Annotated in this window: 21 protein-coding genes and 3 pseudogenes; 12 read left to right on the top strand and 12 right to left on the bottom strand. The window is 68.3% G+C overall.

The window, feature by feature from the left end:
- Positions 1-56 precede the first annotated feature (56 nt).
- Together cysS and EP28_RS12325 are read right to left on the bottom strand one after the other, a co-directional pair.
- Positions 57-1544: a cysteine--tRNA ligase gene (gene cysS / locus EP28_RS12330; protein ID WP_049984307.1), complete on the bottom strand. Its 1488-nt coding sequence runs from the start codon at positions 1542-1544 to the stop codon at positions 57-59.
- Between the two features lie 358 nt (positions 1545-1902).
- Positions 1903-3333 carry a cryptochrome/photolyase family protein gene (locus EP28_RS12325; protein WP_049984306.1) on the bottom strand — a complete coding sequence of 477 codons (1431 nt, stop codon included), beginning with the start codon at positions 3331-3333 and terminating at the stop codon, positions 1903-1905.
- A gap of 157 nt (positions 3334-3490) precedes the next feature.
- Between EP28_RS12325 and EP28_RS12320 the strand changes: the two genes are divergently transcribed.
- A complete protein-coding gene (locus EP28_RS12320) occupies positions 3491-3853 on the top strand; it encodes a hypothetical protein (protein ID WP_049984305.1) in 363 nt (120 codons plus the stop codon).
- 79 nt (positions 3854-3932) lie between these two features.
- On the opposite strand, the gene EP28_RS12315 is transcribed toward EP28_RS12320, so the two are convergent.
- The gene (locus EP28_RS12315; protein WP_049984304.1) at positions 3933-5267 is read right to left on the bottom strand and encodes a DUF7094 domain-containing protein; all 1335 of its coding nucleotides are present in this window, start codon (positions 5265-5267) and stop codon (positions 3933-3935) included.
- 129 nt (positions 5268-5396) lie between these two features.
- Here EP28_RS12315 and EP28_RS12310 point away from each other — a divergent pair, with 129 nt between their 5' ends.
- The 6 genes and pseudogenes from EP28_RS12310 to EP28_RS14600 form a co-directional block, all read left to right on the top strand.
- A complete protein-coding gene (locus EP28_RS12310) occupies positions 5397-6860 on the top strand; it encodes a DUF7345 domain-containing protein (protein WP_049984303.1) in 1464 nt (487 codons plus the stop codon).
- A 40-nt stretch (positions 6861-6900) separates the two neighbouring features.
- A complete protein-coding gene (locus EP28_RS12305) occupies positions 6901-7689 on the top strand; it encodes an electron transfer flavoprotein subunit beta/FixA family protein (protein WP_049984302.1) in 789 nt (262 codons plus the stop codon).
- A complete protein-coding gene (locus EP28_RS12300) occupies positions 7686-8636 on the top strand; it encodes an electron transfer flavoprotein subunit alpha/FixB family protein (protein WP_049984301.1) in 951 nt (316 codons plus the stop codon). The genes EP28_RS12305 and EP28_RS12300 overlap by 4 nt, the downstream gene beginning before the upstream one ends.
- A gap of 66 nt (positions 8637-8702) precedes the next feature.
- Positions 8703-9074: pseudogene (locus tag EP28_RS14610) on the top strand (AAA family ATPase); the annotation flags it as partial.
- Positions 9048-10376: pseudogene (locus tag EP28_RS14605) on the top strand (replication factor C small subunit); the annotation flags it as partial. The pseudogenes EP28_RS14610 and EP28_RS14605, both read left to right, overlap by 27 nt.
- 3 nt (positions 10377-10379) lie before the next feature.
- Positions 10380-10991 (top strand): annotated as a pseudogene (locus EP28_RS14600) (replication factor C small subunit); the annotation flags it as partial.
- A gap of 39 nt (positions 10992-11030) precedes the next feature.
- Here the strand turns inward: EP28_RS14600 and EP28_RS12290 are convergent.
- Both EP28_RS12290 and EP28_RS12285 read right to left on the bottom strand, forming a co-directional pair.
- Positions 11031-11540, bottom strand: coding sequence for a redoxin domain-containing protein (locus EP28_RS12290; protein WP_049984299.1), 510 nt, complete (start codon positions 11538-11540; stop codon positions 11031-11033).
- A 1-nt stretch (position 11541) separates the two neighbouring features.
- Positions 11542-11802 (bottom strand): glutaredoxin family protein, encoded by a 261-nt coding sequence (locus EP28_RS12285; protein ID WP_049984298.1) that lies wholly within the window; start codon positions 11800-11802, stop codon positions 11542-11544.
- Positions 11803-11938: 136 nt separating this feature from the next.
- Between EP28_RS12285 and EP28_RS12280 the strand changes: the two genes are divergently transcribed.
- Positions 11939-13318 (top strand): hemolysin family protein, encoded by a 1380-nt coding sequence (locus tag EP28_RS12280; protein WP_049984297.1) that lies wholly within the window; start codon positions 11939-11941, stop codon positions 13316-13318.
- Positions 13319-13388: 70 nt separating this feature from the next.
- Here EP28_RS12280 and EP28_RS12275 read toward each other — a convergent pair whose 3' ends face one another.
- The 4 genes from EP28_RS12275 to EP28_RS12260 all read right to left on the bottom strand — a co-directional run bounded on the left by EP28_RS12275 (position 13389) and on the right by EP28_RS12260 (position 15710).
- Positions 13389-14120, bottom strand: a complete 732-nt coding sequence (locus EP28_RS12275) for a DUF5781 family protein (protein ID WP_049984296.1) — start codon at positions 14118-14120, stop codon at positions 13389-13391.
- Between the two features lie 77 nt (positions 14121-14197).
- On the bottom strand, positions 14198-14923 hold the full coding sequence (locus tag EP28_RS12270) for a queuosine precursor transporter (RefSeq protein WP_049984295.1): 726 nt from the start codon (positions 14921-14923) through the stop codon (positions 14198-14200).
- The gene (locus EP28_RS12265) at positions 14916-15158 is read right to left on the bottom strand and encodes a ribbon-helix-helix domain-containing protein (protein WP_049984294.1); all 243 of its coding nucleotides are present in this window, start codon (positions 15156-15158) and stop codon (positions 14916-14918) included. The genes EP28_RS12270 and EP28_RS12265 overlap by 8 nt, the downstream gene beginning before the upstream one ends.
- 120 nt (positions 15159-15278) lie before the next feature.
- Complete coding sequence (locus EP28_RS12260; RefSeq protein WP_230455361.1) at positions 15279-15710, bottom strand: DoxX family membrane protein; 432 nt, start codon at positions 15708-15710, stop codon at positions 15279-15281.
- 223 nt (positions 15711-15933) lie between these two features.
- Between EP28_RS12260 and EP28_RS12255 the strand changes: the two genes are divergently transcribed.
- Together EP28_RS12255 and EP28_RS12250 are read left to right on the top strand one after the other, a co-directional pair.
- Positions 15934-17106: a tubulin/FtsZ family protein gene (locus EP28_RS12255; protein WP_049984293.1), complete on the top strand. Its 1173-nt coding sequence runs from the start codon at positions 15934-15936 to the stop codon at positions 17104-17106.
- A gap of 78 nt (positions 17107-17184) precedes the next feature.
- Positions 17185-18654 (top strand): tubulin/FtsZ family protein, encoded by a 1470-nt coding sequence (locus tag EP28_RS12250; protein ID WP_049984292.1) that lies wholly within the window; start codon positions 17185-17187, stop codon positions 18652-18654.
- Here EP28_RS12250 and EP28_RS12245 read toward each other — a convergent pair.
- Complete coding sequence (locus tag EP28_RS12245; protein WP_049984291.1) at positions 18651-21131, bottom strand: efflux RND transporter permease subunit; 2481 nt, start codon at positions 21129-21131, stop codon at positions 18651-18653. The genes EP28_RS12250 and EP28_RS12245 overlap by 4 nt on opposite strands.
- Before the next feature lie 3 nt (positions 21132-21134).
- The gene (locus tag EP28_RS12240; protein WP_049984290.1) at positions 21135-22790 is read right to left on the bottom strand and encodes a COG1361 S-layer family protein; all 1656 of its coding nucleotides are present in this window, start codon (positions 22788-22790) and stop codon (positions 21135-21137) included.
- A 240-nt stretch (positions 22791-23030) separates the two neighbouring features.
- On the opposite strand from EP28_RS12240, the gene EP28_RS12235 reads away from it, so the two are divergent.
- Positions 23031-23756, top strand: a complete 726-nt coding sequence (locus EP28_RS12235) for a TetR/AcrR family transcriptional regulator (RefSeq protein ID WP_049984289.1) — start codon at positions 23031-23033, stop codon at positions 23754-23756.
- Positions 23757-23845: 89 nt separating this feature from the next.
- Complete coding sequence (locus tag EP28_RS12230; RefSeq protein WP_196219644.1) at positions 23846-24799, top strand: DUF5658 family protein; 954 nt, start codon at positions 23846-23848, stop codon at positions 24797-24799.
- 37 nt (positions 24800-24836) lie between these two features.
- Here the strand turns inward: EP28_RS12230 and EP28_RS12225 are convergent, their stop codons facing one another.
- Entirely contained in the window at positions 24837-26021 is a 1185-nt protein-coding gene (locus EP28_RS12225; RefSeq protein WP_049984287.1) for a S24/S26 family peptidase, read from the bottom strand.
- Positions 26022-26179 lie beyond the last annotated feature (158 nt).

Genomic DNA, 26179 nt, shown 5'->3' with positions numbered 1-26179 from the left:
GTGGACGTTAGCCTGCGCCCTCGGCGCGCGCTGTTGGGAGATGTGTTCTACCGAACTCAGGCGAATCGGTACGTCGTTCCCTCGGGACCGTCTTCGATCTCGACGCCGACCTCGCGAAGCGCGTCCCGAAGCTCGTCTGCGCGCTCGTAGTTGCCCGCCTCGCGCTCCGCCTCTCGGACGTCCACGATGAGTTCGACCAGCTCGTCCGCCAGACCGACCTCGCCGTCGCTTTCCGCCTCGAACTGGAGTCCGAGCACGTCGCCGGCGAGGTCGTCAAACGCCTCGACGGCCTCGCGGAGCCCGCGGTAGTCGTACGCGTCGTCGCCCTCGCTCACCCCGTCGACGTGGCGGTTCACGGCGTCGGTGAGTTCCAAGAGCGCCGCGGTCGCCTCTCGCAGGTTCAAGTCGTCGTTCATCGCCGCGGCGAACTCCTCGCGGGCGGTGGCGACGCCCGCGCGCAGGTCCTCATCTTCGGCCTTTGCGCGGGCGTCGACGGAGTCGAGCGCCTCGACTGCGCGCTCCCGCGTCCGCGAGAGGCGCTCCCAGCGCTCCTCGGCCTCCGCGATCGTCTCTTCGGTGAGCGCCTGCTCGGAGCGGTAGGCGGCCCCGGCGTAGAACGTCCGGACCACGTTGACGCCCAGTTCCTCTAGGGCGTCGGGCACCGTCCAGAAGTTGCCGATCGACGAGGACATCTTCTCGCCGTCCATCTCCAGGAGGCCGACGTGGAGCCAGTGGCGCGCGAACGTCTCGCCGGTCGCCGCCTCCGACTGCGCGATCTCGTTTTCGTGGTGCGGGAAGACCAGATCGCGCCCGCCCATGTGGACGTCGAGCGTGTCGCCGAGGTGCGTCGTCGACATCGCGGAGCACTCGACGTGCCACCCCGGTCGGCCCTCGCTCCACGGCGACTCCCACGTCTCACCCGACGGGACCGAATCGCCGTGGTCGTGTTTCGCGTGGTCGCGCGCGGCGGTCTCGCTCACGCCGCCGGCCTTCCAGAGCGCGAAGTCCGCCGGATGCCGCTTTTCGGACCGCTCGTCGGGCTCGCCCTGCGCCTCCAGCTCCTCGACGTTCTGATTCGAGAGCGCCCCGTAGTCGTCGAAGCGGGTCACGTCGAAGTAGACGGAGCCGTTCGACTCGTAGGCGTACCCCTTCTCGACGAGGGTCGCGACGAGGTCGACGATCTCGGGGACGTGCTCCGTGACGCGGGGGTACACCTCCGCGCGCAGCAGATTCAGTCCGCGCATCGCGGAAAAGGTCGAGGCGGAGAATGTCTCTGCGACGTCGCGCTCCGCGGTCCACTCGTCGCGCTCGCCCACCCGCGCCGTGATCTTCTCGTTGACGTCGGTGACGTTCTCGACGTGGCGCACGTCGTACCCCTCGTGTTCCAGCCACCGGTGGAGCACGTCGGCGTGGAACCACAGCCGGGCGTGCCCGAGGTGGGGGTCGTCCGACACCGTCAGGCCGCAGACGTACAGCGTGACGTCGCCATCGGCCGTGAACTCGACGCGCTCGTCTTCGAGGGTGTCGGTAACGACGAGACTCATTACCGGCTCGTTGCTGCGGTGAGCGTTTTAAATCGTCGGATTCGCCCTCATCGCGATCCGTTTGCGTTCCGCCTCGCGACCGTCCCGCCCCGCGACCGTCCCGCCCCGCGACCGTCCCGCCCCGCGACCGTCCCGCCCCGCGACCGTCCCGCCCCGCGACCGTCCCGCTCCGACCACCGCGGGCCATACCACTCCGCTCCGACCGCCCCGCGACCGCGCCTCACGCCTCCCCAACCTCGCCGCGGCGGCGCTTACAAGCGCCGTCGCGGGCTCCCTCGCGGTCGGGTTCGCGCCCTCCGGGCGCTCACCGGCGCGCCGCCGCGTGTTGTTTGTCCCCGTTTCCGGTCATCGCTTCCGGTCACCGCTTTCCGAGCGCCTCCTCGAAGACGCGCTGCGCGCGCTCGTACGCCGCGTCGCGGTCGACGATCGGTTCCGGGTACTCCGGCGCGAGTTCCTCGCGTTCGTCCGCCGAAAGCGTTGGCCAGTCGACGATCTCGTCGGCGGGCACGTCGCGGAGTTCCGGCACGTACGCCTTCACGAACCGGGCGTCCGGGTCGTACTTGGCGGTCTGGCTCACGGGGTCGAAGATCCGCACGTCGACGGAGTCGGTGCCGGTAGAGGCGATCCACTGCCACATCCCGTGGTTCGTCGCGTGGTCGTGGTCGACCAGCCGCGCCGTGAAGTGACGCGCCCCCCGCCGCCAGTCGATCAGGAGGTGTTTCGTGAGGAAGCTCGCGACCACCTGCCGCGGGCGGTTGTGGACGTACCCCTCCGCTTCGAGCTGTCGCATCCCGGCGTCGACGAGCGGGTACCCCGTCTCGCCGCGGGTCCACGCCTCGAACGCCGCGTCGTCATCGCGCCACGCGATCGCGTTCGGGAGCGTCTTGTAGTTCGCCTCGGCCAGATCCGGGGCGTGATACAGCAGGTGGTACTGCTGCTCGCGCCACGTCAGCTCGTCGCGGTACTTCTCGACGTTCCGCCGCTCGTCGTCGCTCGCGTCTCCGAGGCAGTCGCCCGCGGCGGTCCACACCTCGCGGATCCCGATCGCGCCCGCGGCGAGGTACGGCGACAGCCGCGAAACGGCGAGGGTGGGGGCCTCGACCGCCCGCGCGAGGTCGTCGCGGGTGTCGGCGTACGACCGGATCCCCCGATCGAGAAACCGGTCGAGCCGACCGCGGGCGGCTTCGTACCCCGGCTCCGGCAGGTCGATGTCCGCGCTCGGGGTCGGCACGTCGACTGGGGTCGCGTTCGCGGCCGGGTGGTCGGCCGACCCGACCGACGCGCCGTGGTCCGGATCGGCCAGCGCGTCGGGATCGGGTTCGGGATACGGCTCCGCCTTCGGGACCGCGTCCCAGTCGTCGCGGAACGCGCCGTGGTTCGGGTACGCGTCCGCCAGCCGGCCGGGGTCGACCAACACGAGGTCGGTCCGCGACGCCGTCTCCACCCCGGCCGCCGCGAGCGCCTCCGCGACCGCCTGAGCGCGTTCCCGGCGCGCGGGCCGATAGTGCTCGTTGTACACCACCCGCTCGACGCCGTACTCGGCGGCGAGATCGACGAGGACCGTCTCGGGGTCGCCGACTCCGACGACGAGGTCGCTTCCGAGGTCGCGGTAGCGCTTCCGGAGTCGGGAGACGCATCCAAGATAACCGGCCCGCTGTCGCGCGCCAAGCGTCGCGAGCAGGTCGTCGTCGACGACGAACACCGGGAGGACCGTGCCCGCGTCGGCGGCGGCCGCGAGCCCGGCGTTGTCGCGCGTCCGCGGGTCGCGCCGGTGCCAGAACAGCTGCATACGACCGACACGGGCTCCGTCGGCTAGTGTCTTCGGCCGACCGGGCGTCTCGCGTCGTAGTTCCGTCTCGCGTCGTCGTCCTGTCTCGCGCCGCCGGCGCGGTCTCTCGTCATCGGAACCTCCCGTGCGCTTATGTCCGTGTGCGCGAATCGGCGGTATGGACCCGCTCGTCGCCGCCATCCTCGTCGGCGTCCCACTCGTGTGGCTCGTCGGATTCGCGGCGTACGTCTACGTCGACGCACCCAGACACGGGATGGACCGCCGGAAGTGGACCGCGCTCGCCTTCTTCGTTCCGCTCTTCGGCTTTCTCGCGTACGTCTTCGAGCGGAGCGAACTGGACTACGACCCCGCGGACGACCCCTACGCCGGCGGCGGCGAGAGCCGGGAGGCCGGCTTCGCGGTCCACGAGTCTCGACGCGGCGAGAAGTCCCTCGGACCGGCCGGCACCGAGGCCGACGGTGGGACTCCCGACGACGGCGACGAAGACGAGTGGAACGACCCGGACGGCGTCGACCTCTGAGGGGCCGTGTCGGACGGCCGGCGGTCGCCGGTCGTCGCGGGGTCGCGGCCTGCGAGCCACCGGGCGCGCTCGGTCGACCTTACGTGTCCTCGACCGGCGCGGGCGTCGCGATCGGATCGAGGCCCTCGACCACGACGACGCGGGGTTCGTCGACGACCGTGATGCGATAGGTGTCCGCGGGCGAGAGGGTTCGGACGACGCCGTCGCCGTTCGTGTCCCCGATCGCTCGGCTGTCGGCGTCGCCGACGCGTTTCGTGACGGTGACGCCGGAGACGGGGTCGCCGCTCTCCTCGTCGCGGACGGTGACGGTCACCGGACCGCCGACGTAGCTCCGGTCGACGGTCACGTCGAAGCCATCACCCGCCTCCGTGACCGGCTCGGTGTCGGCGAACGCGTCGAGGTCGATCCGTTGATGCTCGACGAACACCCGCGTCGTTCCGCCGCTGACGTACGTCCGGAGGAGTCCGAACTCGTGTGGCACGGTGATCCGTTGAACCGATCCCGCCCCGAAGGCGTCGGGCTGGCGGAGCGCCACCGTCTCCGGATACGCGCCGGAGACCGCGTCGATCGCCGCGTCGTTGCTGATCGAGTCACCGTCGCGGTCCCACCGGTCCAGCCGGATCACCTCCCGGACGTACTGGCCGTCGGCGATCGTCGCCAGCACGAGCGCGTCGTCGCTCGACTGAACGTGCACGTCGGCGGCGGTGACAGCGCCGCCGGCGGCGGCGAGCGCGTGGGCGCGGACCGGTCCTCCGTACACTTGCAGCCGAACCCGTAGCTCGGCGAGCCGGGGGGGTGCGCTGAAACCGCTCGTCTCGTCTGCGAGCGTGTCCAGCGTGTCGAGGCGCTCGTCGTACTCGCGGGCGGCGGCCGCGATCCGGACGAGCTCGTTGAGCAGCTCCCGGTTCGTGCGGTCGCCCGAGGCGTGTTCACGGATCGCGGTCCGTTGCCGCTCGTAGAGCCGCGTCTCGTCGCGTTCGACCCTGTCGAGCGCGTCGAGGATCCGCTGGCGGCGATCAGCGCTCGTCTCTGCGGCGTCGACCCGCTCGACGATGGTCGCGGTTTCCATCGCCGCGTTCGTCTCGTCGACCGCGACGTCGAGAGACGGGCCGAGGTTCGCGCCGCGGGTAGTGCGTTCGATCCGCATGGGGCCGCCGTCTGGCACCGACAGCGTCCGGAAAGTGCGGTTCTCGCCCGATGCCTGTCGGGGGGTGGGTGCACCGAGCCCCGCGGAGGCGGACTGCGACGAGGTCGCCTCGACCGGCGCGGTCGCCGGCGGGGAGACGGGCGAGTGCGCGTCGGTCGACGCTGTCGTGGCGGCGGACGCTGCCGGACCCGGATCGGTCGACAGGCTGGTGCCGGCGACCGGCGCAAGCAGTAGGAGGACTGCGACGGCGACGGGGAGGGCCCTCATTAGGCGACGGTTCGCCGCGCGATATAAAAAATCCACCCCACTGCGCCGGTCGCGTTCGCCGTCCCGTGCCGCCGTTCCATCCCGCCCATGGAAAGCGTTTTGCCCGGTGCCTGAGTGATTTTGAGGTGTATGCGGAACCCTCCGTCTCGCGTTCTCCTCGCCGCGGCCGTCGGCGTGCTCCTCCTCGCGGGCGTCTTCGCGTCCGCCGCGGGAGCCGCGGCCGCCTCCCCCTCCGCGTCGCCGGCCGACCGGGCGGCGGCCGTGACCGGTGATCCGGTGATCGAACAGGCCGACGACGGCGTCGATCCGACCACGGCGACGCGGATCCGGATCGAGCCCGCCCCGGACGGCGACGCTCGCTGGACCGTGTCCGTCCGGTACGCGCTCACCGACGAGGCCGATCGGGCGGCGTTCGAAACGGTCGGTGACCGGTTCGCGAACGGCGAGATCGGTCCAAGCGCCGATCTGTTCGCCGGGTTCGCCCGCGAGGCCAGCCGGAACCTCAACCGGACGATGCGGATCGAATCGGCCGAACGCGAGGCCATCGTCCACGAGGACACGTCGTCGTTCGACGTCGCGGACGAGGACGCGGCCGCCGTCGGCGAACTTCGCCTGTCGTTCGTCTGGACGGCGTTTCTCACGCAGGACGGCGAGGAGCTCGTGTTGGGCGACGCCCTGACGACGCCCGACGGGACGTGGTTGCGGTCGCTCGAACCGGGGCAGACGCTCGAAGTGACGACGCCGGACGGCTACACGGTCACGAGCACGACGGCGTCGCTGCGGGACAACGCCGTGGTGATCGAGGGGCCGCGGACGTTCGACGAGGGCGAAGGCGTCGCGGTCGTGTACGCGTCGACCGGGACGCCCGGACCGCCGTGGACGATGCTCGCCGCCGCGATCGTGGTCGGCGCGCTGATCATCGCCGGCAGCATCGTCAGCTACCGACGGCGGGAGCGTGATGTCGCCGCGGGCTCTGACGACGCGGGCGCGTCGCCGACCACCGCGGACGACACGCGTGCGGGCGAGACCGGTGCGAGCGACGCCAGCGTCGGCAACCCCGAGACGAGCGACGCCAGTTCGGGCGAGTCGGATGCGGGCGGCCGCGCGGCCGACGGTACCGAGACGCCGAGAGACGGCACCCCCGCGAAGTCCGGTGACCCGACCGAACCCGACGCGCCCGGCGACAGCGGGACCGAGCCGGCTGCCGGCGCGAGCGCCGACACGCAGACCGATTCGGGTCCGGACGAGAGCGGACCGACGGAGTCGTCCGACTCGGCGGAGGGACGCGAACGGGCCGACGAGATCGACCAGTCGTTACTCTCCGACGAAGAGCGCGTCGAACACCTCCTCGTCGACAACGGCGGGCGGATGCGACAGGCCGACATCGTCTCGGAGACAGGCTGGTCGGACGCGAAGGTGTCACAGCTCCTGTCCGCGATGACCGACGAGGGCCGCGTCGAAAAGCTCCGACTGGGCCGTGAGAACCTGATCTCCCTTCCCGATAGCGGGACGGACGCGGCTGCGCGAGGCGGCGACGACACTGGAACCGACCCCGACGGCGAGGTCGATCCCGGCTCGGGAGGCGATCGGTAGTTCCGAAAACCATTACCCACCAAACGCCGGAGTATCGATCATGAAGGTTCTGGTGACCGTCAAGGAGGTCGCGGAGGCGAGCGATGACTTCGCGATCGAGGGGACGGATATCGCGCCGTCGGACCTCGAGTACGGCCTCAACGAGTGGGACGACTACGCCGTCGAGGCGGCGGCACAGCTGTCCGAAGCCGGGATCGCAGCGGAGGTCGTCGCCGTCACGATCGGTCCGGAGCGGGCCGAGGAGACGATCCGAACCGCCCTCGCGAAGGGCGCGGATCGCGCCGTTCGCGTCTGGGACGACGCGTTCGAGACGGGGTTCGCGGACGTCAAAGCGAAGGCGACGGTGTTCGAGGCGGTCGTCGCCGACGAGGACCCGGACCTGATCCTCGGCGGCGTCCAGGCCGCCGACACCGGATTCGGCGCGACGGGCGTCGCGCTCGCGGAGCGGATCGGCTTCGAACACGCCGCGGTCGTCAACGATCTGGAGATCGATCCCGACGCGGGCGTCGCACACGTCCACCGCGAACTGGAGGGCGGCGTCGAGGAGCTGACGGACGTCGACCTCCCAGCGGTGTTGACGGTTCAGACCGGCCTCAACGAGCCGCGGTACGCGAGCCTCCGCGGGATCCGACAGGCCCAACAGAAGGAGATCGCCGCGCGCGAGTTAGCCGACCTCGGGCTCGCCGCCGCCGACGTCGAAAGCGACGTGACGATTACGTCGATGTCCGAACCGGAGAGCGAGTCAGACGCCGAACTGATCGAGGGCGACGCGGCGGAGGCCGCGAGCCGACTCGCCGAGGTCCTGCGGGAGACGGGGGTGGTGGCGTGACCGAAGACGCGCTCGTCGTCGCCGAACACCGCCGCGGAGAGCTTCGAGACGTCTCGTACGAGGCGATCACCGCGGGTCGAGAACTGGCAGACGCGCGCGGCGGCGACTGCCACGTCGCGGTCGTCGCGGGCGACGTCGACGCCTTCGCCGAAGACCTGGACCGCGAGGGCGTCGACGCGATCCATGTCGTCCCGAACGGCGAGGAGTTCGACCACACCGTCTATCAGGCGGCCGTCCGGCAACTCGCGGAGCGGATCGACGCCGGATCGATCGTGATCCCGAACTCCGTGAACGGGCTCGACTACGCCCCCGCGCTCGCCGAGGACCTCGGCGTGCCGATCGCCACTGACGCGATCGGCGTCGCGTACGACGACGGCCTGACCCTCACCCGCGAGATGTACGGCTCGAAGGTGGAGACCACAGTCGACGTGGCCGGCGACCGGTTCGTCGTCACGATTCGGGGCGGCGAGTGGCCACCGGCGGAGGGCGTCGGCGACGCGACCGTCGAGACGGCCGAAGTCGATCTCCCCGAGTCGGGCGCTCGCGTGACCGGGTTCGAGGAGGTCGGCAGCGGTGACGTCGACATCGCCGACGCCGACGTGCTCGTCTCTGTCGGCCGTGGGATCGGCGAGGAGGAGAACTTGGAGGTCGTCGAGGCGCTCGCCGACGCGCTCGGTGCGACGCTCTCGGCGTCGCGGCCGATCGTCGACAACGGCTGGCTGCCGAAGAACCGGCAGGTCGGCCAGTCGGGGAAGGTCGTCACCCCCGACGTGTACGTCGCGGTCGGCATCTCCGGCGCGGTCCAGCATGTCGCCGGGATGAAGGGCGCAGACACGATAATCGCGATCAACACCGACCCGACCGCACCGATCTTCGACATCGCCGACTACGGGATCGTCGGCGACCTCTTCGACGTGGTGCCCGCGCTCGTCGACGAGTTCGAGTAGAACGCGCCGCGGCGACCTGCCCGCCTCTCGGTTCGTTTATGACCCCGCCGGTCGTCCGATCGCACAATGAGCGATGCCGACGAGCAGCCGGCTGCGACGGCGACGGGCCGGGAGATCTGGATCGAGAAATACCGGCCGCAGTCGCTCGACGACATCCACGGCCAGGAGGAAATCGTCGAGCGGCTCCAGAGCTACATCGCACAGGACGACGTGCCCCACCTCTTATTTTCAGGGCCGGCAGGAATCGGAAAAACCACTGCTGCAACCGCCATCGCCCGCGAAATCTACGGCGAAGACAACTGGCGCGGGAACTTCTTAGAGCTCAACGCCTCGGACCAGCGCGGGATCGACGTTGTCCGCGACCGGATCAAGGGGTTCGCGCGGTCGTCGTTCGGCGGCGACTTCCGGATCGTGTTTCTCGACGAGGCGGACTCGTTGTGCGTGCCACCCGGAACTGAGGTCGTCACGGGGTATCCGTCGAAACCAGAAATAAAACCGATCGAAGAAGTGAGTGAAGACGGGGAGCCGATCCCGTCCGTCGATTTCGAGACAAACGAAGTTCAGTCCGACGAGGGTCATCTGGTCGATTCCGGCGTCGCGGACTTCTTCGAATTGGAACTGGGCGACGGTCGGACGATGCTGGCCAGTCCGACGCACCCGTTCTTCGTGGTCGGCGACGATGGCCGGCTCGTTGAGAAAGAACTCCGAGAACTGTCTCCCGGAGACGAGGTCGCGGACTTCAGAGACGATATCGGTGTGTCGCAGTGTGATGTCTGTGACGATTGGACAGCGGGCCGGTTCTGCTCTCTCGAATGTAAGAACGAGGGGCACAGCCGAGACATGCGCGGCGAGGGGAACCCGATGCACGGCGTGGAGTGGTCCGACGAGCGACGGGAGAAGATCATCGACGCGCTCTCCGACGGGCGGCTCGCTGGCGAGAACAATCCGAACTACGGCGGCGAGTTCCATGGGACCCACGTCATGGAGATGGACGACGAGACGGTTGAACGATTCCGCGAGACGGTCAGCGAGATGCGGTCGGGAACGTCGTGGGAGGAGTGGGTCGTCGACGCAGATCCCGACGAGGTGAAAGCAGACATCGGTGCAGCCACAGCCGAGTGGTGGGAGAGTTTGGACGACGATGAGCGGGAAGCGGTCATCGAAAAGAGTGTCGAGAACTGCGGCTACCCCGTCTGTGACATCAGTGGCGACAAAAATCCGATGCGTGACCCGGAGATCGCAGCGAAAGTCTCCGAGGCGCTTCAGGGTCACGAGCCCACAGGCGGTAACGTCAGACACAGCGACGATTTGGGCCATCTCGTCCGGTCCGATTGGGAGTACGAGGTCGGTAAGAAGCTGCAAGACGCGGGAATCGAGTACGAGTACGAGCCGGCGTTTGAGCTGTCTGATTCCGTGTATCACCCCGACTTCGTGGTGGATAAGACGGTAATCGAAGTCAAGGGAGTGGCCGCACTTTGGGGACAGACGGAAAAGGTGGAAGAGTTCCTGGAGACCTACGGCGACGAGTACACCTTCGTTGTCGTCGGTGACGGTGAACTCCCACACCACGAACACTACGAGAAAGACGAGTTCGAAGCCACTGCCGTCACAGACGGTGGTGTGAAGTCGGTTCAGACCGCCGAGATCAGCCGGATCGAGTACAGCCACCGCGGGAAAGCGTACAACATCAGCATGGAGGGAACACCCAACTTCATGCTCGCCAACGGTATCCTGACGCACAACACCGATGACGCACAATCAGCGCTCCGCCGGACGATGGAGCAGTTCTCCGATAACACCCGATTCATCCTCTCGTGTAACTACTCGTCGAAGATCATCGACCCGATCCAGTCGCGGTGTGCCGTCTTCCGGTTCTCGCCGCTGTCGGACGACGCGGTGGCTGCGCAGGTGCGCGAGATCGCCGCCGCGGAGGGGATCGAGGTGACCGACGCGGGCGTCGACGCCCTCGTCTACGCCGCAGACGGCGACATGCGCCGCGCGATCAACTCGCTGCAGGCCGCGGCGACGACCGGCGAGGTCGTCGACGAGGAGGCGGTGTACGCGATCACCGCCACGGCCCGACCCGAGGAGATCGAGTCGATGGTGACGGACGCCTTGGATGGCGATTTCACCAAGGCGCGGGCGACGCTCGACACGCTCTTGACCGAGACGGGAATGGCGGGCGGGGACGTGATAGACCAGCTGCACCGCTCGGTCTGGGAGTTCGACCTCACGGAGCGGGAGGCCGTCCGCCTGATGGAGCGGATCGGCGAGGCCGACTACCGGATCGCGGAGGGCGCGAACGAGCAGGTGCAACTGGAGTCGCTTCTCGCCGCACTGTCGCTAGCGGAGTAGGCAACCGGAAAAACCGCGATCCGATGGTCGTCGACCGATTCAGTCGAGCAGGTCGTCGACCGCGGCGTCTATCGCCTCGGCGTCGGGGAACTCGGGGTGGTCGCTCGCAACCCACGCGTACTCGACGCTCCGGTCGCCGTCGAGGAGGAAGACGGCCGGCCGCGTCTCCGTGATCCCGGTCATGCCGTCGATGTCGTGTGCGAGCCCGTACTCTTCTATCACGCCCGCGCCGGGGTCGGAGAAGATCCGGACGCCGTCGGCACGCTCGCCGAGCAGGCGCTTGTGAGCGTACGGCGTGGAGACGGAGAGTCCGACCACGTCGAGGTCGTCGGCCCATCCGTGCTCGTCGACCGTGTTGTAGAGGTACGTCGCTTGGAACGCACCATCCATCGGATGGAAGACCAGAAGCGTGGGTCCGTCGACGACGGAATCGAGCGACCGGTCTTCCCAGTACTCCGCGTCGACGAGCGGGCGGGTGAAGTCGGGCGCGGTGTCGCCCTCGGCGACGTGGTCCGTCTCGGGAAGGGAGACGACGTCGAAGTCGGGCATCTCAGGCACCTCCGTCGCCGTAGGTTCCTTCGAGGTACTCGACGATGTTCGCGCTCTCGGACATCGTCACGCCCGTCTCGGGGTCGACGATCGCCGGGACGCTCCGGGCACCGGAGACGCGCTTGACGACGTTGCGCTCTGAGTGCATCGGCTCGACGTACCGCGAGCGGTACGAAACGCCGAGTTCGTTCAGCGTCCGGGCGACGCGCTCGCAGTACGGACACGCCTGTAATCGGTACAGGGTGATCTGTGGCTCCGTCATGTCCGCCCGTTCGATCGCGGAACGGGTAATCGTATCGGCGGCGGCACGCTGTGTGCGGTCGTGACGACGCGGCACCCGACGCCGTCACCGTCCGAAGGTAATCCTTTAACCCCGTGCCGCCGGAACGTGAATGAACATGGGCTTGTCGTCGAGCGCGCCGGCCGTCGACCTCCTCCAGCTTCCGCTGCCGGGGCTGGACGCGATCGCCGCTCTCGGAATTCTGGCGATCTTCCTGTTAGTCGGCCTGTCGGCGTTTTTCTCCTCCTCTGAGATCGCGATGTTCTCGCTCCCGCAACACCGCGTCGACAGCCTCGTCGACGAGGGCGTCGCGGGCGCGGAGACGATCCGCGAGATGAAAGCGAACCCCCACCGGCTGCTGGTGACGATCCTCGTCGGCAACAACATCGTCAACGTCGCGATGACCTCCATCGCGACCGCGCTGTTCGGGATCTACCTCTCTCGCGGGCAGTCGGTCCTCGCGTCCACGTTCGGGATCACGACGCTCGTGTTGATCTTCGGCGAGAGCGCGCCGAAATCGTACGCCGTCGAGAACACGGAGTCGTGGGCGCTGCGGATCGCCCGCCCACTGAAGCTCTCGGAGTACGCCCTCTACCCGCTGGTGGTGATCTTCGATTACATCGTCAAGGGCGTCAACAGCGTCATCGGCGGCTCCGCGGCCATCGAATCGACGTACGTCACCCGCGACGAGATACAGGACATCATCGAGACGGGGGAGCGCGAGGGCGTGATAGAGGAGGAGGAACGCGAGATGCTGGACCGGATCTTCCGGTTCAACAACACCATCGCCAAGGAGGTGATGACGCCGCGGCTCGACGTCACGGCGGTCGCGAAGGAGTCGAACGTCGAGGAGGCGATAGAGACGTGCATCCAGGCCGACCACGAGCGAGTTCCGGTGTACGAGGGGAACCTCGACAACATCATCGGCGTCGTGACCGTCCGAGACCTGGTCCGCGAACTGCGCTACTCGGAGGGCGATCCGTCGCTGGCGCGGGTCGTCAAGCCGACGCTGCACGTCCCCGAGTCGAAGAACGCCGACGAACTGCTCGCGGAGATGCAGGACAATCGCCTCCAGATGGTCACCGTGATCGACGAGTTCGGCACGACGGAGGGGATCATCACCCTCGAAGACATGGTCGAGGAGATCGTCGGCGAGATATTGGAGGGCGACGAGTCCGCGCCCGTCGAGTTCATCGAGGAGAACGTCGCGGTCGTGCAGGGCGAGGTGAACATCGACGAGGTGAACGACTTACTCGGCATCGACCTGCCGGAGGGCGAGGAGTTCGAGACGCTCGCCGGGTTCGTGTTCAACCGCGCCGGCCGCCTCGTCGAGGAGGGCGAGCAGATCGAGTTCGACGGGATCCGAATCCGGATCGAGCGCGTCGACAACACCCGGATCATGTCTGCCCGGGTGACGGTGCTCGACGTCGACGACGGCGACGCGACCGCAGCGGGCGAGGCGGACGGGACCGAGACCGCCACGGACGACACGGCCTGAGCGGTCGCTGCCGCGGTGAGCCGCGACCTCTCAACGGTACGCTCTACCTCTCGACGGCGAGCTCTACCTCTCAGATGGCGTATGCGCGAGCGGCGTCGACGAGGGCCTTCCGGTAGTCGCTCTCGGAGGGGTCGGGACCGAGCGCGAGGAACCGCTCTTTGAACGCGTCGACGTCGACCGCGTCGGTGTCGCTGCCGGCGGCCCGCGCGAGGTCGTAGATCCGGTGACCCGGGCCGGCGATGTCGTGGCGCTCGACTAACGCGAGCGCGAAGGCGGCGTTGACGGCGGTGATCTCCGGGTCCGCTCCGGCCGTTACGGGCGGCGAGCCGTCACGCGAGGCGGTCGGCCTGTCGGCGACGGCGGCCGCGAGGGTCGATTCGAGGAAGCCCAAGAGTTTGTCGGCGGGCGCGACCGAGAGCGTGATGTCGTCGGCGTAGATGTCTTTCATGTGGTTTGCGATCTGGTAGCAATGCGCGAGCTTTCGACGCTCGACGCGCTCGCCGGAGAGACCCAGGTACAGCGCCTCCTCCGTCGACTGGACGTGCGAGGCGTGGCCCTCCTCGTAGCGGGCCATGTGCGAGAGTTCGTGGACCGCCAGCTCGCGGGCCATCGCGCTCGTGGCGGCGCGCTTCGAGACGTTCAAGACGTGGTAGCCGTCGTAGTGACCGGCCCACGTCCGCTCGTCGGGGTCTTCCCGCACCTTCACTTGGACGGGATCGGCGAGCGAGCACTCGGTCTCGAACAGGTCTGCGGCACCGAGGAACGGATCGGGAGGGACGTCTCCCTGCACGCGGAGGTCCATGTGTATATCTCACACGGGTGCGGCCGATAAGTCTCTTGCGCCGGCGGCCGCCGTCCGATTGCGTCGTCGAGCGCCGGTCACTCGCTGACGAACCCGACGACGAGGTAGACTATCGGCGTATCGAGGAGGGCGATCGCGACCTTCAGGAGGTACTGACCGAGGCCGAGCGCGAGCAGAACGGCGGGCGGCAGCGGCGAGCCGACGCCGAGCAGAGTCGGGGCCGCGTAGAACGCGACGCCGACGAAGATCGCGGTGTCGAGCGCCTGACTGGTGGCGGTCGACGCGATGTTCCGAAGCCACAGCAGGCTGCTGCCGGTGCGCTCGCGGATCGCGTGGAAGACGAACACGTCCCAGTTCTGACTCACGACGTACGCGAGCAGGCTCCCGGCGACGATGTTGGTCGCGGGGCCGAGCGCGGTCTCGAACGCGGCCGATATCTCAGGGTTCACGCCGGGCGCGGCGAGCGTCGACCACACGAGCGCGAGCACGAGGAAGTTCGCGAGAAAGGCGACGTTGACGACGACCTGCGTCGCGCGGCGGCCGTACAGCTCGGCGTAACAGTCGGACGCGAGGAACGTGAGCGCGTACGCGAGAGCGGCACCCGGCAGCGTGATCTCCGCCCCGACGACGGGGATCGCGACGGGAAGCGGCAGCGCGATCACCTTCGCGGCGGTGAGCTGCGCCGTCGCGAGCGCGACGGTAAACAGCGTGACGAGCGCGATTGCGGCCACCGCGGACCGGTCCAGCGGGTCGACAGCGAAAGGGCCGTCGGTTCCGGCGAGGCCGTCCGCGCGGCTACTCATCGGTCTTCGCTCCGTCGCGATCCGCTTGCCCGTCGCGGTCGGTCGGTCCGTCGGAGTCGGCCGCTCCGCTCTCCAGACGGTCGTGGCGCGCGTCGATCTCGTCGAGCACGTCCAGCGTCTTGCGGATCGACGCGCGGACGGCGTCGCTGCGGTTCACGAACTTTCCGTCGTCGCCGACGTGGTCGTCAAGGTCGGCGAGCAGTTCGGCGGGTATCTCCACGCTGATTTTCGGCATGCCGCTCCGTCCATCGCGGACGGTCAAGAGCGTTCTTATCTGTGTGCTCTCTGGAGAATACTCGTGCCGGTCACGGTCTCTCCGGGGCAGCCCTATCGGCGGGCGGACGTACCCGCGAGTTCACTCGTCGCCGCCGGCGCGGGTGAAAAACGCGACCGCGGCACCGAACAGCGTCAGGTTCTGGAGGAACGACGTGAGTTCTTCGTCGCGCGAGTCGTCGTCGGCCGCCCAGAAGTCGTGCATGACCGGCGTGACGCCGGCGAAGAAGGCGGCGATGCTGCCCGCGGAGAGCTTCGGGAGCTTCCAGGCACCGATGCCGAGGCTACCGCCGAGGAGGAGACCGCTCGCGGCGGGAACCAGCGCGTCGGCTTTGGGGACACCCTTGGCGTCCGCGTAGGCGATCCGACCGTCGAGGTTGGTGAGGTTTCGGACCGCAAGCGCGAACAGCCCGCCGGCGAAGAGCAGTCGGCCGATGAGTGGTGCGGGATCGCGTGAGTCGGTGTCGGTCTGCGCGTCGGCGGTACTCGCCGAGGTCTCGTCTGTCTCTTCCATCTACTCGATCGAAGGCTGTCGCGGTGTTAACGGATCCGTTTCCGAGACAGGCGCGCGTCCGGACGCGCTCGCCCGACGCGGGCTCTCGCGTCTGACACAACTTAATACGCGTCGAGTACGAGACGTTCAACAACCCCATGAACACCGAGATCCGCGTCCGTACCGACCGCGCCGGACGACAGCCGCATTCACACTACACAGACCAACCGCGGAGGACCGACCGATGAAGCTCGCGACCATCGGCGTCGGCAACGCCGGCAGCAAGCTCATCGACCAGATGATCGAGTTCGAGGTCGAGACCGGCCGAGACCTCTGTCGGCACGCCCTCGTCATCAACACGGCCCGGACCGACCTCGCCAAGCCGGAGAACATCCCCGACGACCGCCGAGTCCTCATCGGCGACACCCACAAAAAGGCTCGCGGACACGGCGTCGGCGGCGACGCCGAGATCGGGGCCGAGGTGGCCAAAACCGACATCGACGAGATCCGCCGCGTGTTCGACGACATCGAGATACACGAGGTCGACGCGGTGCTCGTCGCGGCCGGCCTCGGCGGCGGGACGGGGAGCGGAGCCGCGCCGGTCGTGATCGAGGAGCTACAGAAGATGTACGACGAGCCGATCTACGGGCTGGGCGTGCTTCCCGGCCAGTACGAGGGCGGCCGCCCAGCGCTCAACGCCGCCCGCTCGCTGCAGTCGTTCGTCACCAAGGTCGACAACTTCATCGCGTTCGACAACGACGCGTGGCGCTCCCGCGGTCAGACGATAGAGCAGGGGTACGCCGAGATGAACCGGGAGCTCGCGACCCGGATCGTCACTCTGCTCGCGGCCGGCGAGGTCGACGAATCGGACGTCGGCGAGAACGCGATGGACTCCAGCGACATCATGCGCACCCTCGACGTCGGCGGCGTCTCCTCGATCGGCTACGCGTCGACCGACCTCGAGGTCCCCAAGGAGGGGCTGCTCTCGAAGTTCAACGACGCAGAGGAGCCGCAGGCGGAGTCGACGGACGCGGCCAAGATCAAAGGGCTCGTTCGCCGGGCCGTCAACTCTCGGCTCACCGTCCCCTGTGACGTATCGAGCGCCGACCGCGCGCTCATCGTCTTCGCCGGGCCGCCGGAGGTCATCTCCCGGAAGGGCGTCGAGTCCGCCCGCGAGTGGCTAGAGAACGAGGCCGACACCGTCGACGTGCTCGCCGGCGACGACCCCCGCCCGGGCTCCTCGACGCTCGCGGCGGTCGTCCTGCTCTCGAACGTCACGGAGACGCCCCGGATCGACGAGATCCAGAATCAGGCCGTCGACGCGCAAAACAAGATCCGCGAGCTGGACGCGGTCCGCGACGAGGAGATCGAGTCGCTGATCACCGACGACAACAATGACCTCGACCCGATCGTCTGACGATCGGAATCGACGGTCCGAGCGGCCGCGGCGGCCCGAGAGAACGCCTCGGTCCGGACAGACGGCGGCGAGGGGCGCATGAAACTCGCGCTGATCGGCGTCGGTGACGCCGGCACGCGGATCGTCGACCGGCTGGTCGCAGCCGAGGCGGAGACGGGCCGGTGGTTCACCGAGGGGAACGTCCTCGCGTTCAACACCGCGGCGCACGCGTTCGACGAGACCGAGTCGATCCCGGACGAGCGGCAGGTCCTGATCGGCGACACGCACCCGGCCGTCACCCAGCGCGTCCCGGACGACACGGACGGGACGGATTCCACCGCTGCAGGCCGCGACGAGGCGGACGTTAGCGGTGCGGCGGGAGGCTCAACCGCCGAACGTCCCGGCGTCGGCGGCGACCCGGAGGTCGGTGCCGACGTCGCCACGACTGACCTCCCGGAGATCCGCCGCGCGCTGGATCAGATCGACGAGACGGAGGTTGCGGCGACGATGGTCGTCGCGGGGCTCGGCGGCGGGACGGGCTCCGGCGTCGGGAGCGTGATAGTCGAGGAGCTGCAGGCGGTCCACGAGAGCCCGGTGTACGCGCTCGGCGTCCTCCCGGCGTCGACCGAGTCCGACCGGCGAGCGCTGACTGCCGCCCGCGGGATCCGGACGCTCGTCCCGCTCGCCGACGCCGTCTTCCCGGTCGACAACGAGGCGTGGCGACACGGCGAAGATCCCGTGTCGGACCGCTACGACGCGATCAACGACGCGATCGCGACGCGGATCGTGGGGCTGTTTGGTGCCGGCGAGCGCGACCCAACCTCTCCCTCCGAAATGCGGATCGACCCCGCCGACATCCGGCGGACGCTCGATGTCGGCGGCATCGCTTCTATCGGCCGCGAGACGGTCACCATCGATACCGACTCGTCGGGCTGGATCGATCGCCTGCTTCGACTTCTCGGGCTCGCAGACGACACTCGCGGCGGTCACGAGACCGACGCGGCGACGGTCAAGCGGCTGGTCCAACAGGCGCTCAACTCCGCTCTGACGCTGCCCTGTGACATCGGGTCGACCGATCGCGCGCTGTTGATCCTCTCGGGTCCCCCCTCGGCGATCTCACGGAAGGGGTTTGAGACGGGGCGGTACCTCCTCGAGGAGGAGACGGGGACCGTGGAGGTGCTCGCCGGCGACGAGCCGCTGCCCGACGCGGAGACGATCACCGCGACGGTGCTCTTCGCCAACGTGACCTCGGTTCCGCGGATCGAGGAGCTACAGGCGCGGGCGACGGAAGCGGCCGCGTTCGACCCGAGCAGTGAGGATGCGGCCGGCGCGGGCGATGCGGACGCGATCGATGCGAGCAGTGAGGATACGGCCGGCGCGAGCGATGCGGACGCGGCCGACGCACCCGTCACCGACACCGACGGCGGAACCGCCGACGTCGACCCCGTCGCGACCGACACGGGCGAACCGGACGGGAGACAACCAGATGGAGACGACCGCGACGCCACGACGCGCGATCACGACTTCGAATTCACCGACGACGCGACGGACGACGACGCGGGGAGCTAGGCTCCCGTCACGCGCACCGCGAGACCGTCCCACGCGCCGTGATACCGCTCCCACAGCAGCACCGCGGGAGGGAGGGCGACGATCGTGAACACGAACGAGTAGACAACGCTCAGTGCCATCAGCAGGCCGAAGTCGCCGAGAACCGGGGTGATGGCGAGCGCGAGCGCGCCCGTCCCGAGCGAGGTCGTGAGCATGCTCCCGAGCAGGGCACCGCCGGTCCCCGAGAGCGTGATTATCATCGACTCGTAGGCGTCCGCGCCCGCGTTGAACTCGTCGATGAACCGGTGAGTCGCGTGCACCGAGTAGGCGATTCCGAGTCCGATCGAGATGGAGAGGATCGTCGCCGTGAGCGCGTTTAGCGACATCCCGAGGTACCGCATCGTTCCGAGCAGGAACGCGATCGCGATCAAGATCGGAAAGAGGTTCACGATCCCGAGGAGCGGTTTGCCCTCCAAGGTGGCGTACGCGATGACGAGGAACACTCCCGTCAGCGCCATCGCGAGGATCAGCCCCTGGATCGCGGAGTTGAAGATGATGTCCGTCACCGCGTCGAAGACGACGAGCTGGCCGGTCGCGGTCGTCTCGAACCGGAACTCGTCCGCGAACTCGCGGGCGTCGACGGCGGCTTCGCCCTGTGAGGCGCTCGAATCGATCGCGTAGTCGACCTGTGCGCTCCGCCGGTCCGGCGTGAGATACTGCTCCGCGCGGTCGCCGGCCGACGAGGCGAAGAGCACGTCGTAGATCCGGGCGAGGTTGCGGTCGGGGATCCCGTCGCCGTCGACGTCGTTGCGGGCGACCAGCGCGGCGAACTCGGGGTCCCGATCGGCGTGTGCCCGAATCACCGTCACGATGCTGGTCGGTTGGGCGCTCCCGCCGTCGCCGACGGCGAGCGCGCCCGGCGGGTCGTCGTTCGGGTCCGCGAGCGCCTCCAGCGCGTGGCCCTCCTCGAAGTTCCCCTCGACGTACAACTTCACCGACTGATCCTGGTTCGTCGAGAAGCGGTCTTCGAGGAGGTTCAGCGTCTCGGTGACGGTGTACTCGCTCGGCGCGAACGGTTCAGGGAGCCCGGTCATGTAGTCGGGCTGTTCTTCGGGCGGGAGGAAGTCCTCCGTCTCGAAGGACGTGTCCACGCCGCTGCCGTACGCCGCGGTCATTCCTCCCGTGACGAGTAACACGACGACGAACGCGATCGGGGCGTACCGGCTGACCTGCGCCGGGAACGCCAGGAGCTTTCCGAGCGTCGAGTCTTCCGATGAGATCGGCGCGGAGTTGAACTCGGGGACGCCGTACCGCTCTCGGAACCGGTCGACCTCCAGCTTCGCCGCCGGGAGGAACAGCCCGAATATCAGGAAGGTGAAGACGATCCCGATCGCGGAGGCGAGCCCCATGTTTCGGATCGGTCCGAGATCGGAGATAACGTTCGCGCCGAACCCGAACACGGTCGTCACGGTGACGATGATGAAGGCGATCATCAACTGGTTGTTCGCCTCGCGCATCGCCTCCGTGGCCTCGTAGCCGTCGACGACCTCCTCGCGGTAGCGGTTGATGATGTGGATCCCGAAGTCCACCCCGACCGCGAGCAACAGCACGGGAACCGCGATGAGCTGCTGGCTGAACGGGATTCCCGAAAAGCCGAGGAACCCGAACGTCCAGATGACGGTCATCAAAAGCGACAACAGCCCGAGCGCGAGGTCGATCGGGTCGCGGTAGGCGACGACTAAGAACAACAACAGCAGCAGCACGACGACGGGCATCACGATGGTGAGCGAGTCACCGATGACGTTCGCCGTCTCGGCGTTCGTCACGCCGCTGCCGAACGCCGTTATCTCGCCGGGCTGATCAGCCGCGATGGACCGGATCGACGTCTGGATCTCCTGGAGGTCTCCCGACGAGAATCCGGCCGGAACGTCGTGTGAGACGACCGTGATAGACGCAGAGGCGCTCGCGCTCGTCGGATTGAAGTCCGTCGCGAGCGTCCCCGTGAACCGCGGGTTCTCCGAGAGGTCGCGAACGACCTGTCTGACGCGGGTCGCGCTCGTCGACTCGACTGCGCGCCGCTGTTCGGCCGCCGTGGTCGCCGTCGGGTCGAGCCGTTGGGCGACGACCGTGGCCGGGCCGTTCGCGGAGGCGACGCGGAGGTCGTCTCGCGACTCTATCTCCTCTAAGACCCGGAGGTCCCTGAGAAGCGCCTCTTTCGTCAGGACGTTACTGCCCGAGTGGATGAGCTGCGTGGACTCGCGTTCCGGTTCGAACGGGTCTTCGAACTCCTGATTGACGGCGTCGAGCGCCTCCTGCTCGTCGAGGTCTTCGGTGAACGAGTCGGTCGCTTCGGTGTCCGTGCTGACGAGCCCGATTCCGCCGGCGAACACCAGCGTGAGCACGAGGAAGATGACGATGACTCGGCGCGGGCTGTCGACGATAGCGTCGTTGAGCCGCCGCGTCCACGCCTCGGTCTGCTCGCCGAGCGACCGCGACATCGGTTACTGCCGCCTCCTGTAGAGGACGAGCGCCCCCGTCCCGACGACGAGGAGCGCGACGACGATGACCGGTAGCGGCAGTCCGCCCTCCTCGCTTTCGGTCACGTCGATCGGGACGCGGTAGGTGTCGGTGAGCTGGCTGTCGCCGTCGGCGTCGTCGTACCGGAAGTCGAGTGAGACGGGGTAGGTGCTCCCCGGTGTCGCGGAGGCCGTGGTGGTCAACTCGAATGTCATCGTCGTGGTCTCGCCGGGATCGAGCGACTGGACGTACCCCGTGTCGGTGGTGCCGGTGTCCAGCGGGTCGTCGGCAAACAGGCGGGCCTCCACGTCGCTCGCGGGCTCGTCAAGGTTGTTCGTCACCGCGACGTCGATGGTGCGGGTCCCGCCAGCTTGGATGGTGCGGTTCTCGATCGCGACGTCGAAGCGGTCGCGCTCGGGAGCGACCTCGGCGTCGACGACGAGATCCTCGAATGCCCTGGTCTCGCCCTCGTCGTTGCGGTACCGGACCGCCATGTCGAGCGAGCGCAGCCCGGCCTCCGCCTCGCCGCCGATCGCGATCGGCAGCGAGAAGTTCGCAGACTCGCCGGGACCGAGCGTCCCCACGGCGGTCGACCGCTCCGCCGGGATCACGCTCTGGTCGTCGCCGGCGTACTGCACGACGACGCTCTCGGCCCGCACCGGACCGTCGTTTCGGACGGTCCCGACCAGGTCGCCGTCCTCCCCGACGCGGAGCTGTGAGTCCACGTCGGTGAGCGCGAACTCCTGTTCTGCGAGCGGGAGGACGCCGAGCGAGAGCCCGTCGTCGGTCCGAGATATTCCGTCCGGGTCCTCGAACGCGACGGAGCCCGCGAGGGTGTACTGCTGGGCCGGGAGGTCCGACGCGACGCCGACGTCGTAGGCGACCGTCGCCGTCTCGCCCGGGCCGATCTCCGGGACACGGACTGTGTCTGACTGTCCGCCGCTCACGGTGACGCTGCTGCTCTGCGTGCTGAAAGTCACGTCGGCGTTTCGGGCCGTCTCCGCGCCGACGTTCTCGATCGTCGCCTCGACGGTACCGCTGTCGCCGACCTGCGTGTCGCTCTCGACGTCGACGACCTGGAACCGGGCGTCGTCGCGGACGCGGAGTTCGACATCGCGAGAGACGGTGACTGTTCGCTCAGTGACTTGTCGGTCACTATCGTTTGGCCTGACTAGGGACTGATACCGATAGGTGATATCCAGATCGAGATCATACGTCCCAGATTCAAGATCCTCTGGTACGTTGACATCCAGTGTCACTTCTCCGGGTGCTTCCGAGGTTACCGAACCGACAACAACCTCGCCAGACTCGACAGATAGTGGAGAGAACTGATCGTCAGCCTCGATGCGGACATTTCGCGCCGTCGTAACGACGCTACGGTCGGTTGAGGCCCCAGACCGCAGATTGCCTTCGTTGGAAAGTTGGATCTGGACTTCATTCGTCTGGCCCGGAACGAGGTTTGGATTCGGTGTGTACACCTCAATATCAGGCGATCCGTAAACTGTTCCAGTCTGTGCCGGACCGCTGTCGATCCCCCCGGCCGACGTCCCGGCGAGTTCCGCGCCGACGGCACCCGCGCCGACGCCGCTCGCGACGAGCAGGACGCTCACGAGGATCGCAGTCAGGGTTCGCGTCCGCATGCGTTACCGCGCCTCGGACGCCGCGGCGTCCACGGTCGACACCGCGTTAGCGGGGGCCGTGCTCCGCGACTGGAGGAGTGACAGGTCGGGGCTGTTCGGGGCGGAGAAACTAGCTCGGTGCACGGTCAATACTCGGTTCACGAATCAATAAATATTTCGTTCGTGAAATCGCATGTCCGGTATGGAGCCGAGAGACCGAGCGTTCGAGTCGGGCCGGCGGCCGGCGTGCGGAGGCGCGCAGTGACGAGATTTTCCGAGGAAGACCGCGATCGCATCCGCGCGGATCTGATCGAGGCGGGCCACGACCTGTTCGCGAGACACGGGTTCGACCGGACGCGCGTGAGCGACGTGACGGACGCGGTCGGGATCGGGACGAGCACGTTCTACCAGTTCTTCGATTCGAAGGAGGCGCTGTACCTCGCGGTGTTGATCGCCGAGCGCGGGCGGCTGTTCGAGACGCTGGAGGCGGAGGTCGCCGCCGCCGAGACGCCGCGCGAGGAGGCCGAGACGATCTTGCGGACGACGCTCGGACAGGTGCGGTCGAACCCGCTCATCCGGCGGCTGTTCGTCGAGGGCGAGATCCGACGCATCGACGAGCAGTTGAACGGGACGAGCTACGACGACGCGCACGACTCCGGAGGCGAGGGACCGACGGTCGGATGCGGCGACGGCGGTGGCCACGAAAACAGCGATGGTCACGAAAACGGCGATGGCACCGACACCGCGGACAGCGGTGAGCGGGTCGCCTTCGACCGGGTGTTACCGCAGCCGGACGAGTGGGTCGAACGGGACGATTTCCGGATCGACGATCCGGCGGTCGTCCGCGGGCTCATGCGGTCGCTGCTCTTCGTCACGCAGGCGCGGGAGACGCCCGTCGTGCCGGCGGGGACCTACGACGAGGTCGAGGAGGCGCTGATCGAGACGGTTGTCGCGGGACTGTTCGCGGACCCGCCAACGGAGTCGTGAGCGAGACCGTGGCCGAGGCGAGGCGTGTCTGCCGGTCTCCGAGGTGACACCAACCCTTAGGCCTCCGCGAGCACGACGTGACGATGCGAATGTCTCGCGACACCGACGGCATCGTCCTCGTCCTCGTCCTCGACGCCGACCCCGACCGCGGAGACGAGTACGCCGCGTGGCTCGACGCGTACGGGGTTCGCGTCGCGGAGAGCGTCGAGAGCGGACTCGACGCACTCGACGACGAGGTCGACGTCGTGCTCCTCGATGCCGGGCTCATCGACGCCGATCCCGCCTCGACGGTCGGCCGGATCCGCGCCCGCCACGCGGACTGTCAGATCGGGCTGCTATCGGGGGATTCGGGCGGAATCGCCGTTCTTGGCCTCGACGTCGACGAGTACGTCCCGCGACCGATCGCCCGCGAGGAACTGCGAGAGACGGTCGCCCGCCTCGTCGATCACGGCGCGGTCGAGGGGGCGCTCGACCGATACCTCTCGCTCGTCGAGCGGCGTCGACGTGTTGAGGCCAGACGCGACCCCGAGGAGTTGGACGACGACGAGCGATACCGGGAGCTGACCGGCGAGATCGCCGCCCGGCGCAGCCAGATAGACACGCTGTTGGAGCGGACGACGGGCGGGACCGACGGCGCGGACGCGGCGACCGCTGATGACGCGGACACCCGCCCCGCCGCCGCGGTCGAGCACTCGAACGTCGCGGAGCCGCCACTCTACCGCAGTCGGCCGGGAGCGTTCTACGCGCTCTGGTTCGTCGCGGCGCTCGCCTACGGCGCGGGCGACGTCGTCTCGACCCTGTACGCGACCGTCGCCGTCCCGGGGCTGATCGAGGGGAACCCCGTTGTCGGGGGACTGCTCGCGACCGTCGGCATCCCCGGATTCCTCGCGTTGAAGCTCCTCGTCTTCCTCGTGTTGATCTCGGTCAGCGTGCAGGGCGGACGCGTCCGCGACCGGTACTCCTACTACTGGCCGCCGGTCGTGGCGACCGGGCTCGGGTTGCTTCTCACGGGGTGGAACCTCCGGCTGATACTCGGTCTGTGACCGGGCGGGCGGCGGGTGAGACTCGCGACGGCCGCGCTCACAGCCACTTGCGGATCCGCCGCCGGACGCGGTCGGCGAGGCCGACGTCGCGGTTGCGGTCGCGGAACCGGAACGGTTCGAGCCCGACGGCGACGACGTAGACGGCCGTGACGATGACGACGATGACGGCGTTTATCGCCGCGACCGCGACGAACGGGTGTATCGCGTGAAGCGCGAGTATCACGGACGCGGGGAGGAACTGGACGTACTGCCACTCGCCGACGGACCTGACGTACGCGCCGGTCTCGTTCGGTGCGTGGATCGTCACGGTCGAGGAGGCGGTCTCGCCGCGACCCGCCACCAGCGCGGAGTGGCTCACGTCGACGCCCGTGCTCGCGGCCTCGACGACCGCGATCCGCGGGACGAACCCGTCGTTCGTGAAGTTGTACGTGTACTCCACCGAGCCGCCCCGTTCGATGACGGTCGGGTTCCCGCTCGGCGTCTGTGAACTCACGATCGTGATGTCGTTCGTCCCCGACGGGACGACCATGCTCGCGGTCGCCGGGACGGTGATGAGAAGGAGGATGACGACGAGCACGAGCACCGCGCTCGTCTCGCTCCGCCGGCTGCGCGACCGCTCCGACCGGTCCGGCCGCCCCCGCTCGCCGCCGACCATCTCGGCGACGACGCTGTAGGCCAAGAGCAGCAGCCCGACGGCGACCATCGACGTGCCCACGTCGCCGTCGGCCAGCCCGCCCAGCCCCGGCATGCCGCTGAGAGCCGACGCGCCGATAGAGAACGCCTCTTGCATCCCCAACACGAGGAGGCCGATCTTCGGTATCACCACCACCTCCCCGTCGAGTTGAAGCGCGACGGCGGCGATCTGTGACTCCCGTACCGGCGGCTCCGGGCCGTCCTGATCGGTGAAGGGATTGGCGTCGCCGCGCGTGATGTACCCCTCGTCCGTCTCGCCGACGATCCGGTGGGTCGTCAGTCCGCCCCCTTGCAGCTCTCTGGCCTCGAACGTCACCACGTCCCCCTCCTCGACGTCGCCGGCGAGCGACGGTGGGACCGCGACGAACCCGTCGCCGGGTGCCATGGTGGCCGGCTCGGCGTTCATGCTGCCGGTGAGCACGAACCCGAGGAGGATCGGCTGACCGAGCTGTTGGCCGATCAGCATGACGACGACGAGGCCGACGAGGAGAGCGGTCGCGCCGGAGCCGGCGAGCGATCTGAGATTCATCGTGCGGGGGCGCTTCAGTGCGGTGTACGATCGCCGTTAATAAATGCCGTTCGGCGACGCACGAGGCGTTTGCGGCGTACGGAGGAGTTGTCGCGTACGGAGGAGTTGTCGCGTACGGAGGAGTTGTGGTACGGAGGGATTGCGGCGTACGGAGGAGT

The organism is Halorubrum sp. BV1, from assembly GCF_000746205.1.
Lineage (GTDB): Archaea > Halobacteriota > Halobacteria > Halobacteriales > Haloferacaceae > Halorubrum.
This window is presented reverse-complemented; position numbering and strand designations above follow the sequence as displayed.